The organism is Sporosarcina ureilytica (assembly GCF_001753205.1).
GTDB classification, from domain to species: Bacteria; Bacillota; Bacilli; order Bacillales_A; family Planococcaceae; genus Sporosarcina; species Sporosarcina ureilytica.
Genome location: NZ_CP017560.1, coordinates 1421703 through 1437484 on the forward strand (window position 1 = coordinate 1421703; position 15782 = coordinate 1437484).

Consider the following 15782-nt stretch of genomic DNA (forward strand, 5'->3'; position numbering starts at 1 on the left):
GGGGAAAAAAGATGGACAGACCGTGGATGCAACATGTAGCAGAAGGAAACCCGAAGCACATCGAGATTCCAAACTTATCTCTGACACAATTGCTCGATGAAGCCATCGCAACTTATCCCAAACATACCGCGATGACATTTTTTAAGAACACATATACCTATACCGATCTGGATGAAAAGATTAAGCAAACGGCATGTGCACTTACTGAAAAGGGCGTTCAAAAAGGGGATCGAGTTGCACTGATGCTTCCAAATTGTCCGCAATATCCAATTAGTTTCTACGGGGCACTTCATTGCGGGGCTACAATCGTTCAAGTGAATCCGATGTATCAAGTCTCTGAGCTCATTCATATTTTAAATGATTCAGGCACAAAGGTTTTGATCATTTTGGATAAATTACTACCTTTATTTGAAAGTATTCGAAAGCAAACGCCGGTTGAAAAAGTGATTGCAGTCTCTATTGAAAGCAGTTCTATGCCGAATGAACTCGTCCCTCAAGCAGAAAGTGCATTGCCAGATGTGGATATCAATCCTACGGAAGATGTTGCTGTCCTACAGTACACGGGCGGGACAACAGGTACGCCAAAAGGTGCGATGTTAACCCACTTTAATATCGTCGCCAACACATTACAAAGCGCAGCGACTTCTTTTGTGAGAACGAATTTCGGTAAAGAACGTGTGTTAACAGCAATCCCGTTATTTCACGTTTATGGCATGACAAGTGCAATGTGTGTGACTTTTCACATCGGAGGCAATTTAATATTGGTTCCTAGATTTGATGTAGAGCAACTTGTTTCAATCATAGAAAAGTCGAAGCCTACTTCGTTACCTGGTGTGCCAACGATGTATATCGCACTTGTTAATTATTATAAAACGAAAAAATTCGATTTGAGCTGTCTCAATTTATGTTCAAGTGGTTCAGCACCTTTGCCTCTTGAAATCCTCAATCGTTTTAATGAATTAAGTGGCACGACTGTGGCGGAAGGGTATGGGCTTTCTGAGGCTTCACCAGTCACCCATCGAAATCCAGTTAGGGGGTTACAAAAAGAAGGAAGTATTGGCATTCCGATTCCGAATACCGATGCCAAAATTGTTGATGTAGCCACTGGGGAGCACACACTTCCTTACGGTGAAGTTGGTGAACTGATCATAAAAGGCCCACAAATTATGAAAGGTTATTGGAATCAACCAGAGGAAACGGAACATACAATTCGCAACGGCTGGTTGTACACTGGTGATCTTGCAACAATGGATGCTGATGGGTTCTTTTATATTGTCGGAAGGAAAAAAGAAATGATTATTGCAAGCGGTTACAATGTTTATCCAATCGAGGTGGAAAATGTCATTTATACACATCCAGCCGTCCTCGAAGCAGCCGTTTTCGGCGTACCCGATGAATATAGAGGAGAAACAATCCGTGCAGTGGTTGCATTAAAGAAAGATTGCACACTTACTGAAGAAGAATTACTAGCGCATTGTCGTTCAAATTTATCAGCGTATAAAATACCTGAAGACGTCATCTTCGTGGAAGAACTCCCGAAAACAGCAGTAGGGAAAATCTTGAAAAGAACACTACAAGAGCAATTTACAACCGTTAATTCGAAAACTAAATAAATATAATCATAGAGATGGAGTGACCGATATGCATTTACGTTTATCAGAAGAACAAAAAATGGTTCAACAAACGATTAGAAGATTTGTAGAAAAAGAATTAATCCCACTTGAGTTTGAGGTGTTAAAAAATGAACGTGAAGGAAAGCCGGGCATTTCACCTGAAAAACTGAGAGAACTGCAATTAAAAGCGAAAGAATTCGGGTTCTGGGGGATTAACACGCCGGAGGAATACGGCGGAGCGGATTTAGGCCAAATGATGCTGGCGATTGTGTTAATGGAAGTGTCTAAAACGTTCGTCCCTTTCACATTTGGCGGTTCAGCAGACAATATTCTCTACTATGGAAATGAAGCACAAAAGAAAAAATACTTAATTCCAACGATTAATGGAGAAAAGAAGTCTTGCTTTGCGATTACAGAACCAGGTGCAGGCTCTGACACGAGAAACATACGAATGACTGCAGTGAAAGACGGCAATGAGTGGGTTTTAAATGGGGAGAAAACATTTATTACTGGCGGTAATGAAGCGGATTTCACGATGGCCATTGCAATTACAGATAAAGATTTGCATGCCAAATCAAAAGGTAGAAAAGGTGTCACTTGTTTCATCGTTGACCGAGATATGGGATGGAAATCTGAGTACATCGATACGATGGGTGAGTGGGGACCAGCTGGTTTAGTGTTCGAAAATGTTCGGGTTCCAGAAGAAAATATTTTAGGGGAGTTACACGGCGGCTACAATCTTGGGCTTGAGTGGATTGGCTTTGCAAGATGGGTGGTTGGTGCTCGTGCTGTTGGAATGGCGGAACGCCTGCTTCAAATGGCAATTGATTATTCAAAAGAAAGAGAGACTTTCGGGAAACCAATCGCAGAAAGACAAGCAATTCAGTGGCCAATTGCGGATTCAGCGGTTGAGATTGAAGCAGCTAGATGGCTCGTCCTGAATGCGGCATTTACGCTCGATCAAGAAGAAGATAACCGCCACTTAGCGGCAATGGCGAAACTGTACGGCGCCAATATGGGGAACCGCGTCGTTGATAGAGTGCTGCAAATCCATGGCGGAATGGGCTATACACGAGAACTGCCGATTGAAAGATGGTACCGTGAAGCGCGACTGTGGAGAATTTATGATGGTACTGACGAAATCCAAAGACTGATTATTTCGAGAGATTTATTAAAAGGCAATGTAAAAGTCGGACAATACGTATAAGAAAAACAAAGGAAAAGAGGGATGGCATATGGGGAATCGATTTAATGGTAGAACGGCAATCGTGACAGGTGGAAGTCGCGGAATTGGAAGAGCAATCGTCGAACAATTTGCCGGAGAAAGTGCAAATGTTGCCATTATTGATGTCAATGAAGAGGCGCTCGCTGAAGCGGAGAAGTATTTAAAAGAACAAGGCTACGATGTTTATACGAAAGTTGCCAGTGTGACAAATCGTGAAGAAGTCGAGTCAGCGATGGAAGAAATTCATGAAAAGTTCGGTTCAATAGATGTTTTAGTGAACAACGCTGGCGTTATTCGAGATAATCTACTCTTCAAAATGACAGATGATGATTGGGATACTGTAATGGATGTCCATTTGAAAGGGGCTTTCTATGCATCGCGTGCTGCGCAGGTGTATATGACGAAAAATAATTACGGACGTATTATTAATATTTCATCCACATCCGCATTAGGCAATCGCGGACAATCAAATTATGCGACTGCAAAAGCAGGACTGCAAGGATTAACGAAAACGTTAGCGATTGAACTTGGTAAATTCGGTATCACAGCAAATGCGGTCGCACCAGGATTTATTGAAACAGATATGACGAAGGCGACAGCTGAACGGATCGGCATTTCATTTGAGCAGTTAGTGGAGGCAAGTGTCAGTAATATTCCAGTCGGCCGAAGCGGAAAGCCCGAGGACATCGCAAATGCCATCCTATTTTTCGCAGATGAAAAGTCTTCATTTGTAAACGGACAAGTGATTTATGTCGCAGGCGGACCTAAGAACTAATAGGAGGTAACAAGATGCTAAAAGATGTGATCGGAAAACGTTCTGAAACGATAAAAAACACAATTGAAAGAGGCGCTGTGAAGAAATTCGCAGAAGCGATTGGAGATTTATCGCCAATTTATTATGACGAAGTGGCTGGGAAAAACTCTAGATTTAAACGGAATATCGCTCCGCCAACTTTTCCAGTAACGTTTGAATTTGGTGCGGTTGCGGACTTAGCATTACCGCCGAAAGGACTCATACACGGTGAGCAAGCTTTTCATTATAAACGTCCGCTATTTGTAGGTGAAGACGTATATTGTTTCACGGAAGTAAAAGATTACTACGAAAAAACCGGGGGCTTCGGCAAGATGGGCTTTCTCGTCCTAACACGTCACGGCCTTGATAGCAATGACAAACTAATCTTTACAGAGGAGCGTGTCATTATTATTAATGAAGAGGTGCGAAAGGGGATGCTCGTATGAGTACAATTACGGCACTGCAAGTAGGCGAAAGCTTAGCTGACGTTCAATTAAATCCGGTTAGCCGACTTGATTTAATTAAATATGCTGGTGCATCGGGTGATTTTAATCCGATTCATACAATTGACGAAGAGGCAACAAACGCCGGTCTGCCAGGGATTATCGCACACGGTATGTGGACGATGGGCAACTTAGCAAAACTTTTCACACCTTACGTTGAAGAAGGGTTTATTAAAGATTATTCGATCCGATTTAGAGGAATGGTTTTTCTTAATGATGTGATTACGTTAAAAGCGACATTAGCGGAAAGAAATGAGAATACGTTAACGTTTACTGTCGTCGCGCTGAATCAACATGAAAAAGAAGTTGTGAAAGGCCATATTGTTTTTCAGGAAGCATAAACCAAATAAACAATAAACGAAGGGCGGAAATAAAATGGGAAGAGATGCGGTAATTGTTTCAGCGGTAAGGACGGCAATTGCAAGACAGGGCGGTGCACTTGCATCGGTCCCTGCCCATGTTTACGGGGCGGAAGTAATTAAAGAAGCGTTAAGCAGGGCGAATGTTTCAGCTGATCAAGTTGACGATGTCATTATGGGGAATGTGTTAAGTGGTGGCGGAAACATTGCTAGATTAACAGCTTTAGAAACAGGTTTGTCTATGGATCTTCCAGGTTTAACAATAGATCGACAATGCGGTTCTGGCATTAATTCAATTAATTTAGCTGCACAAGCCATTTGGGCGGGAGATGGCGATGTGTTCGTCGCAGGGGGCATTGAAAGTATGAGCCGGGCACCTTATTTAATGGAGCGTCCAGAAAGAGCGTACAATTCTATGCCGCCTCGCTTTACAAAATCGCAATTATCGCCTGATGAAATTGGCAACCCACCAATGGGGATTACAGCAGAAAATTTAGCTGAAAAATATGAGGTCGGTCGAGAAGAACAAGATGAATTCTCGCTTCAAAGTCAGCAGAAAATGGCGAGGGCTATGGAAGAAGGACGTTTTGATGAACAAATTGTCCCAATTACGATTCCGGTACGAAAAGGAGAGCCAATTGTCTTTAAAGTAGACGAACATCCGCGCCCTGAAACGTCAAAAGAAGCTTTAGCCAAATTACGTCCAGTTTTTCTTGAAGGCGGCACTGTGACAGCGGGCAGTAGCTCTGGTTTAAATGACGCTGCTTCGGCAGTGGTTGTGATGTCCAGGGAAAAAGCGGAACAATTAGGGGTAAAACCGCTAGCTGTGATTCGTGCACATGCAGTCGCAGGAGTAGATCCGAATATTATGGGGATTGGCCCGGTTCCAGCTACTAATAAAGTATTAGAAAAAGCAGGACTTCAATTAGATGAAATTGATTTAATTGAAATTAACGAAGCATTTGCAGTCCAAGTGCTTGCCTGTAACCGTGAACTGAATATGGATCTCGAAAAAGTGAATGTGAATGGCGGTGCAATTGCACACGGTCATCCGCTTGGCGCAACGGGGGCTATTTTAGCCACAAAAGCAGTTTATGAGTTACAGCGTTCCGGTGGAAGGTATGCACTCATTACGGCCTGTATTGGCGGCGGGCAAGGCATCGCAACAATTATTGAACGCGAACAATGATTTGTTAGGAGGTCTATCGTGGCAGAAATCGATATCTATGTAAGATATTGCGAAACCGATGCAGGCGGCCATGTAAATAATACAAGTTATTTTGTTTATTTCGAAGAAGCACGAACAAAGTTTTTTAAGCTAATCGGTTTTGGACCGCAAGAAAGGTCCATTAACTTTATTGTTGCGCGTACGGAGTGCGATTATTTAGCGCAAGCGTACGCGGGGCAATCCCTTATTGTTAAAACGAAAGTGTCTAAAGTTGGGACGAAAAGCTATACGATGGCCCATAAAATTTATGATGCGGAGACCGGGGAGCACATCGCAAAAGGCAGTGCAGTCGTTGTGTGCTTTGATTATGAAGCCCAACAATCAATCGAAATTCCGGATCAACTGCGCGAAAAATTAGAAGAACATAGGGACACAAAGGAGTTGTCTTCATGACGGTTACAGTGAGTGAAGATATTGAGCTATTAAGAAGAAGTGTACGAGACTTTATTCAAAATGAAGTAGAAACCGTAGCCATGCAAATTGAAGAGGAGAACCATATTCCAGAACGCATTGTGGAAATGTCCAAAGAAATGGGCTTATTTGGTTTAAGCATCCCTGAAGAATACGGCGGTCTCGGCATTAACATGGTCGAAAAATGCATGTTATATGAAGAAGTTGGCGCGACGCATAATGGCTACACAACGTTAATCGGCGCGCATACAGGGATTGGCACAGTCGGCATTGTGGAGTTAGGAAATGAAGCGCAAAAGAAAAAGTATTTACCGGATATGGCTTCGGGTAAACGAATTGGTGCATTTGCGTTAACAGAACCGCAAGCCGGATCGCATGCAATTAATTTAAAAACGACTGCGAAAAGGACAGGCGATAAATATATTTTAAATGGCACAAAGCATTACATTACAAATGCAACGGAAGCCGATATTTTTACAGTCATGGCCGTGACTGATCCGGAAAAAGGTGCGAAAGGCATTACATCCTTTATTATCGAAAAAGACTTCCCGGGTTTTCACGTAGGTGCAGTCGAAAATAAAATGGGGCTACGCGGTTCACACTCCGCTGAAATTATACTGGAAAACTGTGAAGTCCCAGTTGAAAACGTATTAGGGGAAGTCGGGGAAGGGTACGTCAATGCCCTAAAAATATTGGCCAATGGACGGGCTGGACTTGCCGCTAGAAACCTTGGTTCTGCCCAAAAACTGTTGGATCTTTCCGTGACTTATGCGAAAAATCGTGAACAATTTAACGTTCCGATTATCGAGCATCAGGCAGTGGGGCATATGTTGGCGGAAATGGCGGTCGACATTGAGGCGCTTAGAGCGTTGACGTACCGCGTTGCGCGTATGGTAGATGAAGGGAAAAAGGTCATTAAAGAAGCGGCAATGGTGAAGTTGTTTGGCTCTGAAGTCTATAACCGGGTTGCGGATAAAGCATTGCAAATCCATGGCGGCATTGGATATATTGCGGATTATCCGATTGAACGATTTTACCGCGATGCACGCATTACGCGTATTTATGAAGGAACTTCCGAAATTCAGAAAAATATTATTGCGAGTCAATTAAATAAAGAATACACGTAAAAGTGAGGGATTGTTTTGGGGGAAAGAGTGGAAAGAGTGGTGATTGTACAAGGTGTGCGAACGCCGATTGGGAGATATGGGGGAACATTAAAGGATTTTAATTCAGGCAAATTAGCAACGCTTGTGATCGAAGAAGTGTTGAAGAAATCCCCTGCATCTCCGGAAGTGGTCGATGAAGTGATTCTAGGCGAAGTCAGGCAGACGACAGAGTCTTCGAACGTTGCACGAGTCGCAGCGCTTCGTGCGAAAATTCCAGTAGAAAAGCCAGCATTCACGATTAATCGTTTATGTGCTTCCGGGATGCAGGCAATCGCATCCGGCGTCCAGCAAATTCAATCTCACCAGGCGGAAGTAGTCATCGCAGGTGGGACGGAAAGTATGAGCAACTCCCCAATTTATTTACGTAACTCAAGATTTGGCGGGGACAAGGCAAGGCTCGTAGATTCGAATACGGAAGCTGGACAGCAACCGAAAGAAATGTATGGCAATGAACTGGGGATGGGCATTACAGCTGAAAATGTTGCCGAGCAATTTGATGTTTCTAGGGAAGCGCAGGATGCATTTTCGATTGAAAGTCAAAGACGTGCCGCCGCAGCAATTGAGGATGGAAGATTTAATGATGAAATTGTCCCAGTAGAAATCAAAACGAAAAAAAGTTCTTATTTTTTCGATCAAGACGAGCATCCGCGCCCTGAAACGACATTCGAAAAGCTTCAGCAGTTAAGAACGGTATTCAAACGAGATGGAACGGTCACAGCTGGTAATGCTTGCGGAAGAAATGATGGCGCGGCGGCAGTTCTTCTTATGACAGAGCAGAAAGCGAAAGACCTCAACTTGAAACCGATGGCAGCGGTAATCGACTGGGCGACGGTAGGGGTGGAACCGGAAATTATGGGCATTGGTCCTGTTCCAGCGATAAAAAAGTTACTAGCGCGAACGAATAAAACATTAGAAGAGATTGATCTGTTTGAAATTAATGAAGCCTTTGCGGCACAAGCACTTGCTGTTCAACAAGAGCTGGGCATCGATGCCCACAAACTAAATGTAAATGGCGGTGCAATCGCATTAGGACATCCAGTTGGTGCAACGGGAGCGAGAATCGTTGTGACTTTGATGCATGAGTTGAAACGAAGACATAAACGATTCGGCATTGCGTCCCTATGTGTGGGCGGCGGTCAAGGCATGGCGATACTGATTGAAAATCTTCAAATCGATTGAGCATGACATCTTCACCAATCCTACTTGAATAAGGGGGGAATTTGATGGAGTTACTTTTTCAACAGTTATTAAACGGATTGACCCTTGGCAGTGTTTATTTACTTGTCGGTATCGGTTTAACGCTCGTATTTGGGATTTTACATGTGCCAAACTTTGCACATGGTTCGCTCTATTTAATTGGCGGATACGTGACATTAATGATCATGAAATCGGCAGGTGTGCATTACTTTATCGCGATTTTACTCTCGATAATCGTCGTTGCACTCCTTGCTGTTCTGATGGAGCGACTCGTCTTTAATCCGCTCAGAAACGCGCCGCCTATTCACGATAAAATCGCGGCAATCGGTTTAGTTTTATTTTTCCAAGCATTCGTTTCGCTCATATGGGGAAACGATTACCACCGCATGATTACACCATTTGGAGATGCAGTGAAGATTGCAGGAATTTCAACATCTCCACAAAGATTACTAGTCATTGCAGTGGCAGTGATTGTTGTCACTTTGCTCTATCTATTCTTGAAGAAAACAATGATTGGCGCATCGATCATGGCGATGGCTCAAAATCGAGACGGGGCATTCCTTGTGGGCATTAACACAAACATTGTAGCGATGATGACGTTTGCAATATCAGGTGTCCTTGCCGCAATCGCAGCGTCACTTGCTTCACCCATTAATCTTGTGTTCCCTGGCATGGGGCATCTCGTCATTTTAAAGGCATTTGTTGTCGTCATTATCGGCGGAATGGGCAGTATTCCAGGGGCCATTATAGGTGGACTCATTCTTGGCATCTCTGAAAGTTTAGGTGCAACCTACTTATCAAATGATTACAAAGATATGATTGCATTTTTGCTGTTGATTTTAATTATGACAGCGCGTCCTAAAGGGTTGTTTGCGAAGGAGGCTTATTAATGGGGAAGTTGTTCAACAATCGCACTGGAATTATACTCATTCTCCTGTTAGCCATTGCATTTCCACTCGTTTTTGCAGATAACCGATATGTCTTGTACATCATGACAACTAGTTTTATATTTATCATTGCCGTTTATGGAATGAATTTATTAGCCGGATTTACGGGTCAATTATCTCTCGCACATGCAGGTTTTTTCGCGATAGGTGCATACAGTGTTGGGATATTAACGACGAGGTATGACGTGAACTTTTGGCTCGCACTGTTAGTAGCCGTGGTCATTACATGTGTTGCAGGCCTTCTACTTGGGGTGATTGCCCTGCGAACGAGAGAACATTTTTTTGCGATATACACGTTGATTGTTGGGTATCTCATTTATTTATTAATTGATAAATGGGATAGCTTAACAGGCGGGGTGCGCGGCTTAATCGGGATTCCTTTTCCAGATGCAATTGGCCCAATCGAATTTACTTCGGCGACTTCGATGTATTATTTAGTACTGTTTTTTCTTGTCGTCTCGATATTCATTGGCGTACGGATTGTTCATTCACTCACCGGAAGAACCTATATTGCAATCCGCAACAGTGAAGAGTTGGCGCAAACACTTGGCATTAACACAAGAACAAATAAACTTGTCTCTTTTGTTGTCTCCGTAGCTTATGCAGGACTTGCTGGCGGATTATATGCTTCCCTAACGCGATTTATAGGGCCGGAAATTGCAGGATTGGAAATGGTGTTTAACTTCCTGATTTACCTGATCGTTGGCGGTCTTGGCACATTAACGGGGCCGATTGTCGGGACGATGATCTTTGTTTGGTTGACGCAATTTCTACAAAGCTTCCAAGAGTATCGCATGTTAATCTTCGGGCCGATATTGGTCATGATTGTCATCTTTTATCCAACAGGACTCGCTGGCGCTTATTTTTCTATGAAAATCAAATTTGATGAGATGAGAAAAAAGAGAGTAACTAAGCAGCAAGAGCAGAAGGATTCTTTAGAGTCGTCCACAATTCAAAGCCGGGAGGTGTCCTAATGGCATTTATCGAACTTAAAGGCCTGACGAAACAATTTGGCGGATTAACAGCGGTCAATGAAGTTGATTTTGAAATTGAAAAAGGAAAAATCACAGCCATTATTGGCCCTAATGGTGCTGGTAAATCAACATTTTTTAATTTAATTAGCGGCTTTTATCCACCGAGTGCTGGATCGATTCTGTTTGAAGGAAAAGATATCACAAGATTGCCCGCTCATCTATGCGCAAGACTTGGGATTGCGCGAACATTCCAGACGACACATTTATTCGAACGTGCAACAGTCCTGGATAATGTCATTGTCGGTCATCGTTTGCGGACCAGGTCAACACTTTTTGATGCCATTTTTCGGACGAAAAGAGAACGGCGTGAGGCACAAGCGGCTTATGACAAAGCGATGGAAACATTGTCGTTTGTTGGACTTGAGGAGATAGCAGAACGACCTGTCGCGGGCATCTCGCAAGAAGCTAAAAAACGAGTCGCCATTGCACTTGCGCTTGCGACAGATCCGAAAGTTATATTTCTAGATGAACCCGCGGCGGGCATTAACCCAGAAGAAACCGATGATTTAGCAACATTAATTAAAAAAATTGCTGATAGTGGCATTACTGTTTGCACGATTGAACATAAGATGCAAATGATTATGGGACTTGCGGATAGCATTATGGTGCTGAATCATGGTGCGAAAATTGCAGAAGGCTCGCCTGCAGAAATACAAAACAATCCGGTTGTCATTGAAGCGTATTTAGGAGGTGGGGCCAGTGCTTAAATTAACCGATGTAACTGTAAAGTTTGGACATTTCGAAGCACTCAATCGGATTAACCTCCATGTGACAGAAGGAGAGTTGGTCGTTTTACTCGGTGCGAACGGGGCAGGAAAAAGCACCATCTTTAATACGATTAGTGGCTTAAATAAACCAAGCTCAGGAGATATTCGTTTTATTGGCCAAAGTGTGCACGGATTCTCACCAGATAAAATAGTGAAAGCAGGCGTTGTCCAATGTGCGGAAGGGAAGAAGCTTTTTGCAGATATGTCTGTAGAAGAAAATCTGATGATGGGCGGGTTTGTGCATCGGCGAAAGAAAGCGCAACTGAAGCAATCGTTAGGAGAAGCTTATGACTTATTTCCGATTTTATATGAAAAGAAAGATGATCCTGCCGGTTCATTAAGTGGTGGACAACAGCAAATGCTCGCAATCGGAAGAGCGTTAATGGCGAAACCAAAACTCATCATGATGGATGAGCCTTCCATTGGACTTGCACCACTGATTGTTGAACAGATGTTTTCGATTATCCAAGAAATTAATAAAAGTGGGACAACCGTTTTGCTTGCGGAACAAAATGCGAATGCCGCACTGAAAATTGCAGATCGCGGCTATGTCATTGAGAATGGCTCGATTGTTCTGCAAGGAGAGAGCAAAGCATTGTTTAATAATGATGCAATCCGAAAAGCGTATATTGGCGCTTAGTTAAGGGAAAAGCCTGTTCTGTACTACCGATTATTAAAAATTAGCAAAGGGGGAAAAATAGATGAAGAGGCTTAAAGGTTGGCTGTTGATTAGTGTGCTACTTGTTTTAACGTTTGCATTAACGGCGTGTAATGAAGATTCAACTGATGAGAAGAGTGGAGATAGTGGAGATTCAGGAGGTTCTGGGGGATCAAAAGGTTCAGGGGAGTTAATTATCGGTTATTCCGGTCCGTTAAGTGGCCCGGCTGCTTATTACGGAGAGGAAACGTTAAATGGACTTAAATTGGCGGTAGAGGATATTAATGAAGAAGGCGGATTTGAAGTCGATGGGCAAACGTACAAAATTAAGCTAGAAACGCTTGATGATATGTACTCGCCGAATGAAACAGCTGCAAACGCAAAACGATTAGTTCAGGAGAACGATTCGAAAATTATTTATAGCCCGCATAGTGGCGGAATATATGCCATGCAAGTTTTTAATGAGTTAGAGGATTTTATCATTATGGGCTATACGAGTGAACCGGGTGCGACAGAGCAAGGAAATACGTTAAACGTCCGAATTCCACCGCGCTATGATAATTACTTAGAACCTTTTACGAAGTATGAGATGGAAAAGTACGGCAAGAAAATTGCTTTTCTGCCGACAGCTACCCAGTACGGGAAAGATTGGGCTGAAGCGCTCCGACCAGTTTGGGAAGGCCATGGGGGAGAAATCGTATTTGATGAGTCGATTGACTTTAGTAAAGATACTGATTTTCAAACGATTTTATCGAATGCATTAAGTAAAGATCCAGACGTACTGTTTATCGGAGGACCGTCTGAGCCAACTGCACTTGTCTTAAAACAAGCGCGTGACCTTGGATTTGAAGGTGGTTTCTTAATTATGGATCAGGCAAAAGTGGATCAAATGGCAGCGGTTCTTGATGGGAACTATGATTTGCTAGAAGGCGTAGTGGCCACTACACCACTTGTGGATTCAGAATTTCCGGGTACAGCTGAGTTTGTTAAAAAGTATCAGGAAAAACACGACAAAGATCCAGGTGCTGAAGCAGGATTCCATTATGTATCTCTATATGTGTTAACAGAGGCAATGAAAGCTGCTGGAACTGTTGATGATACGAAGAAAATTATGGCAGCATTGGATGAAGGTGCGAAAAATCTTCCGGAAGAAAAACAAGTGTACGTGATTCAAGGCGTCGATGAAAATGGCGGTTTTGAGCAACTTCTGCGAATGATTTATATTGAAGACGGGGAGTTACATCAATTCGGTACGAATGAATAATGATTGCTGAAAGGGACCTCCTAGGTTCCTTTTTTAATGTGCTTAATTTTTAGGAGTGAGAATGATTGCCTTTGCTAGTTGCTTAAGTTAATTGGTACTGTATGCGCCCTTTCAGTAGGTTTCTCCATATAAAAAATGATATAGTTGAAGGAAGATATTTTTACATGCAAGAGTAGGGGAGAATATGATGGACAAAAAAGAAAAGCAGTTAGTCGACTATTATTACGGAAAATTTTCGGAGAGAAGTTTTGATGAGAAAGATTTGTACAGTTTTTTGATGGTTGTTCGCGAGCACAGTCGTGATCATGAAGTCATTCGAGAACTGACAGATTTCATCGTACATAGAGAGAACAGTATGGGCTATGCAAAAGCATATATAGATGAATGTAAGGAAATCATTAATAATCTTGGGAAAACAAAAGTGCGTAGAAAAATTGAGCATCTATATTCATTTAAAGAGATTCGAAATGGATTTAATGCGTTGTTTCAAGAGTTAGGGCTTGAAAGATTGCCGGTAGAAATTATGAACGACTTTTTAATTTGTATCATTTCACTTTTACAAGGCGTCAAAATTGTTTCTGGTAATAAAAACGTAGGCCATCTTAGTTTTGCAGCGTCTAGTAAGGAATTGTTTTTGATGGGCAATATGACAATACTAAACCAGGGAAGAAAAATGCCAATTACATTTCCTGTTTTGTCCGTAAATAATTTATATGAAGAAATCAAACCGCAAGACAGTAAAGATACGCCTTACCTCTTTGATCATGAAGTGATGGAAGTGATTAATGTTAATCGACAATTAGCGATCACATTTCCGGAAATGGTAACAAGATAGAACAATAAGAAAGTGTCAGGAGCTCTTGCATAACAGATTGTTTGGGCATCTGGCACTTTTTGTTACTCAAATGTTTAAATCTACACGACTGTACACAACGATTTTTATGCTATAATTTTTCGGATTCATCATTATCTATAAAGGACTTATAAAAATGAACAATTTTAAAGATATCATCATTTACTATCTCCTGATGTTTCCCGCTATTTTGATAGGAACGATTGCAATGGTCTCTTATGGAGTTGCGGCAAGTATTTGGATACAAAATATATTCATCTGGATAGTAGGAACTGTTGCGGGTTCTGTTTATTTAATTCGAGGTAAAGAAAGTAATCTAAACAAAATAAATTTGCCTGTTTCCATTGTGTTCATAGCCTTATTGGCATTCCCATTTTGGTTTAATGGTTTAGACGGTGTTCATCGATGGTTGACCTTAGGACCCATTCAAGTATACATAGCAAGTATTATTTTGCCTTTCATAATGATTCATTTATGGAAATTAGCGTTGAACAATCGAGAAGGCTATGTCGCAGGTCTTATCACCCTTATCGCATGCATCCTATTTTTACATCCAGATGCAAATCAATTAACCGCATTTATCTGTGCGAGTGCAGTAATTATGTGGAAAACGGTGCGTAGTTGGATGATAAAGGCTTTAAGTTTTACACTCACTGTAGCTTTGGTGATTTTATCGTGGGTTTTTCTCGATGATTTAGCACCCGTTCCTTATGTAGAACAAATACTCTTTTTAGTATCAGATTTAGGTCATGTCTGGTTCGTTTTAGGTGTGCTATCTCTTATCTTATTGGTATTACCATTCTTCCTTTCTGGGAGTACTATTTCTATATCATTAGGTGTTTATTTCCTAATGACGATCATTGGCACATTCATCGGTAATTTTCCAATGCCAATCATGGGATATGGGATATCGCCAATCGTAGGATATTTTATTGCAATCACCTGGTACATTAAGAATAAAGAAGCTTCAATCTCGGGTTTTCCAAAGTAGGAAAATCCGTTTTTCCATTTTCAAGATCAAAGAATCCAACAAAATTTCGGATTGTTATAGACCTTTTTCAAAATTAAAATACATCTCCATGTTTCCAAACAAGTACTTGACTAATCCACGTTTGAAATATTGTTTTGCGGTTGTTTTGAAAAGTAAAACTCTTTAGCTTGCTTTATAATAAATACCAAAAACCAATATTGCCCATTGCAGTATTTAGCTTTGATGAACAACGAACAATACAAAACCAATTTACAATCGAGTTTCCAATCTTTCAAGTTTTAACATTCAATTTTCTTATGGTAGAATTAAGTAAAATGAACTGGCGGGATTATATTAAGTCAAACAATCCTGTGGCGGCAGCATTGCTTAGCAAAATGAACTATACAAAAAAAGAAAAAGTACAAGTCAAAATGGAATTTTTACGTATGATGGTTCACATGCAGTTAAACCCAGCACGTGCAAGATTCATCAACGGATTTTTTGAGCAATATTTAGTTTTAGATGAAAAAGAGGAGGAAAAACTCATGCGAGAAATAAGTGAATCAGAGAACCCGGAAGAATTCACGTTACTTCCAAACTCTTGGGAAGAAAGGGGAATGCGAAAAGGCATTGAACGGGGGATTGAACAGGGGATTGCACAAGGCGCAGCAGAAGCAAAAAAAGAGATCGTTCTTGAAATGCTGAAAGAGGGACTATCTACTGAATTTATCGCAAAAGTTACCCATTTAGATAAAGAGACAATCGAGCAGTTAAGGAACTTAATTTGAATGAAG

17 protein-coding genes are annotated in these 15782 nt (G+C 41.7%); all 17 read left to right on the forward strand.

What is annotated here, in order from left to right; genetic code table 11:
- Positions 1-11 precede the first annotated feature (11 nt).
- Complete coding sequence (locus BI350_RS07170) at positions 12-1613, forward strand: long-chain-fatty-acid--CoA ligase (RefSeq protein ID WP_075527469.1); 1602 nt, start codon at positions 12-14, stop codon at positions 1611-1613.
- A 28-nt stretch (positions 1614-1641) separates the two neighbouring features.
- Entirely contained in the window at positions 1642-2820 is a 1179-nt protein-coding gene (locus BI350_RS07175; RefSeq protein WP_075527470.1) for an acyl-CoA dehydrogenase family protein, read from the forward strand.
- A 28-nt stretch (positions 2821-2848) separates the two neighbouring features.
- Positions 2849-3613, forward strand: coding sequence for a 3-oxoacyl-ACP reductase FabG (fabG, locus tag BI350_RS07180; protein WP_075527471.1), 765 nt, complete (start codon positions 2849-2851; stop codon positions 3611-3613).
- A gap of 14 nt (positions 3614-3627) precedes the next feature.
- Positions 3628-4077: a MaoC family dehydratase N-terminal domain-containing protein gene (locus BI350_RS07185; protein WP_075527472.1), complete on the forward strand. Its 450-nt coding sequence runs from the start codon at positions 3628-3630 to the stop codon at positions 4075-4077.
- Complete coding sequence (locus BI350_RS07190; protein WP_075527473.1) at positions 4074-4475, forward strand: MaoC/PaaZ C-terminal domain-containing protein; 402 nt, start codon at positions 4074-4076, stop codon at positions 4473-4475. Before BI350_RS07185 ends, BI350_RS07190 begins: the two co-directional genes overlap by 4 nt.
- A 34-nt stretch (positions 4476-4509) precedes the next feature.
- A complete protein-coding gene (locus tag BI350_RS07195) occupies positions 4510-5682 on the forward strand; it encodes a thiolase family protein (RefSeq protein ID WP_075527474.1) in 1173 nt (390 codons plus the stop codon).
- Between the two features lie 18 nt (positions 5683-5700).
- On the forward strand, positions 5701-6114 hold the full coding sequence (locus BI350_RS07200; RefSeq protein WP_075527475.1) for an acyl-CoA thioesterase: 414 nt from the start codon (positions 5701-5703) through the stop codon (positions 6112-6114).
- The gene (locus BI350_RS07205) at positions 6111-7259 is read left to right on the forward strand and encodes an acyl-CoA dehydrogenase family protein (RefSeq protein WP_075527476.1); all 1149 of its coding nucleotides are present in this window, start codon (positions 6111-6113) and stop codon (positions 7257-7259) included. The genes BI350_RS07200 and BI350_RS07205 overlap by 4 nt, the downstream gene beginning before the upstream one ends.
- A gap of 15 nt (positions 7260-7274) precedes the next feature.
- On the forward strand, positions 7275-8477 hold the full coding sequence (locus tag BI350_RS07210) for a thiolase family protein (protein ID WP_245698311.1): 1203 nt from the start codon (positions 7275-7277) through the stop codon (positions 8475-8477).
- 44 nt (positions 8478-8521) lie between these two features.
- A complete protein-coding gene (locus tag BI350_RS07215) occupies positions 8522-9385 on the forward strand; it encodes a branched-chain amino acid ABC transporter permease (protein ID WP_075527478.1) in 864 nt (287 codons plus the stop codon).
- Positions 9385-10416 (forward strand): branched-chain amino acid ABC transporter permease, encoded by a 1032-nt coding sequence (locus BI350_RS07220; protein ID WP_075527479.1) that lies wholly within the window; start codon positions 9385-9387, stop codon positions 10414-10416. The genes BI350_RS07215 and BI350_RS07220 overlap by 1 nt, the downstream gene beginning before the upstream one ends.
- Complete coding sequence (locus BI350_RS07225; protein ID WP_075527480.1) at positions 10416-11183, forward strand: ABC transporter ATP-binding protein; 768 nt, start codon at positions 10416-10418, stop codon at positions 11181-11183. The genes BI350_RS07220 and BI350_RS07225 overlap by 1 nt, the downstream gene beginning before the upstream one ends.
- Positions 11176-11883, forward strand: coding sequence for an ABC transporter ATP-binding protein (locus tag BI350_RS07230; protein ID WP_075527481.1), 708 nt, complete (start codon positions 11176-11178; stop codon positions 11881-11883). The genes BI350_RS07225 and BI350_RS07230 overlap by 8 nt, the downstream gene beginning before the upstream one ends.
- A gap of 61 nt (positions 11884-11944) precedes the next feature.
- Positions 11945-13165, forward strand: coding sequence for an ABC transporter substrate-binding protein (locus BI350_RS07235; protein WP_075527482.1), 1221 nt, complete (start codon positions 11945-11947; stop codon positions 13163-13165).
- A 187-nt stretch (positions 13166-13352) separates the two neighbouring features.
- Positions 13353-14000 (forward strand): hypothetical protein, encoded by a 648-nt coding sequence (locus BI350_RS07240; RefSeq protein WP_075527483.1) that lies wholly within the window; start codon positions 13353-13355, stop codon positions 13998-14000.
- A gap of 154 nt (positions 14001-14154) precedes the next feature.
- Positions 14155-15009, forward strand: coding sequence for a hypothetical protein (locus BI350_RS07245; RefSeq protein ID WP_075527484.1), 855 nt, complete (start codon positions 14155-14157; stop codon positions 15007-15009).
- A 167-nt stretch (positions 15010-15176) separates the two neighbouring features.
- Positions 15177-15776 carry an RpnC/YadD family protein gene (locus BI350_RS07250; protein WP_075527485.1) on the forward strand — a complete coding sequence of 200 codons (600 nt, stop codon included), beginning with the start codon at positions 15177-15179 and terminating at the stop codon, positions 15774-15776.
- The last annotated feature ends 6 nt before the right edge of the window (positions 15777-15782 follow it).

What these genes read in the sequence shown, in the direction of transcription:
- BI350_RS07170 (WP_075527469.1), top strand. Translation starts at nt 12, where the DNA reads ATGGACAGACCGTGGATGCAACATGTAGCAGAAGGAAACCCGAAGCAC.
- BI350_RS07175 (WP_075527470.1), top strand. Translation starts at nt 1,642, where the DNA reads ATGCATTTACGTTTATCAGAAGAACAAAAAATGGTTCAACAAACGATT.
- fabG (WP_075527471.1), top strand. Translation starts at nt 2,849, where the DNA reads ATGGGGAATCGATTTAATGGTAGAACGGCAATCGTGACAGGTGGAAGT.
- BI350_RS07185 (WP_075527472.1), top strand. Translation starts at nt 3,628, where the DNA reads ATGCTAAAAGATGTGATCGGAAAACGTTCTGAAACGATAAAAAACACA.
- BI350_RS07190 (WP_075527473.1), top strand. Translation starts at nt 4,074, where the DNA reads ATGAGTACAATTACGGCACTGCAAGTAGGCGAAAGCTTAGCTGACGTT.
- BI350_RS07195 (WP_075527474.1), top strand. Translation starts at nt 4,510, where the DNA reads ATGGGAAGAGATGCGGTAATTGTTTCAGCGGTAAGGACGGCAATTGCA.
- BI350_RS07205 (WP_075527476.1), top strand. Translation starts at nt 6,111, where the DNA reads ATGACGGTTACAGTGAGTGAAGATATTGAGCTATTAAGAAGAAGTGTA.
- BI350_RS07215 (WP_075527478.1), top strand. Translation starts at nt 8,522, where the DNA reads ATGGAGTTACTTTTTCAACAGTTATTAAACGGATTGACCCTTGGCAGT.
- BI350_RS07220 (WP_075527479.1), top strand. Translation starts at nt 9,385, where the DNA reads ATGGGGAAGTTGTTCAACAATCGCACTGGAATTATACTCATTCTCCTG.
- BI350_RS07225 (WP_075527480.1), top strand. Translation starts at nt 10,416, where the DNA reads ATGGCATTTATCGAACTTAAAGGCCTGACGAAACAATTTGGCGGATTA.
- BI350_RS07235 (WP_075527482.1), top strand. Translation starts at nt 11,945, where the DNA reads ATGAAGAGGCTTAAAGGTTGGCTGTTGATTAGTGTGCTACTTGTTTTA.
- BI350_RS07240 (WP_075527483.1), top strand. Translation starts at nt 13,353, where the DNA reads ATGGACAAAAAAGAAAAGCAGTTAGTCGACTATTATTACGGAAAATTT.
- BI350_RS07245 (WP_075527484.1), top strand. Translation starts at nt 14,155, where the DNA reads ATGAACAATTTTAAAGATATCATCATTTACTATCTCCTGATGTTTCCC.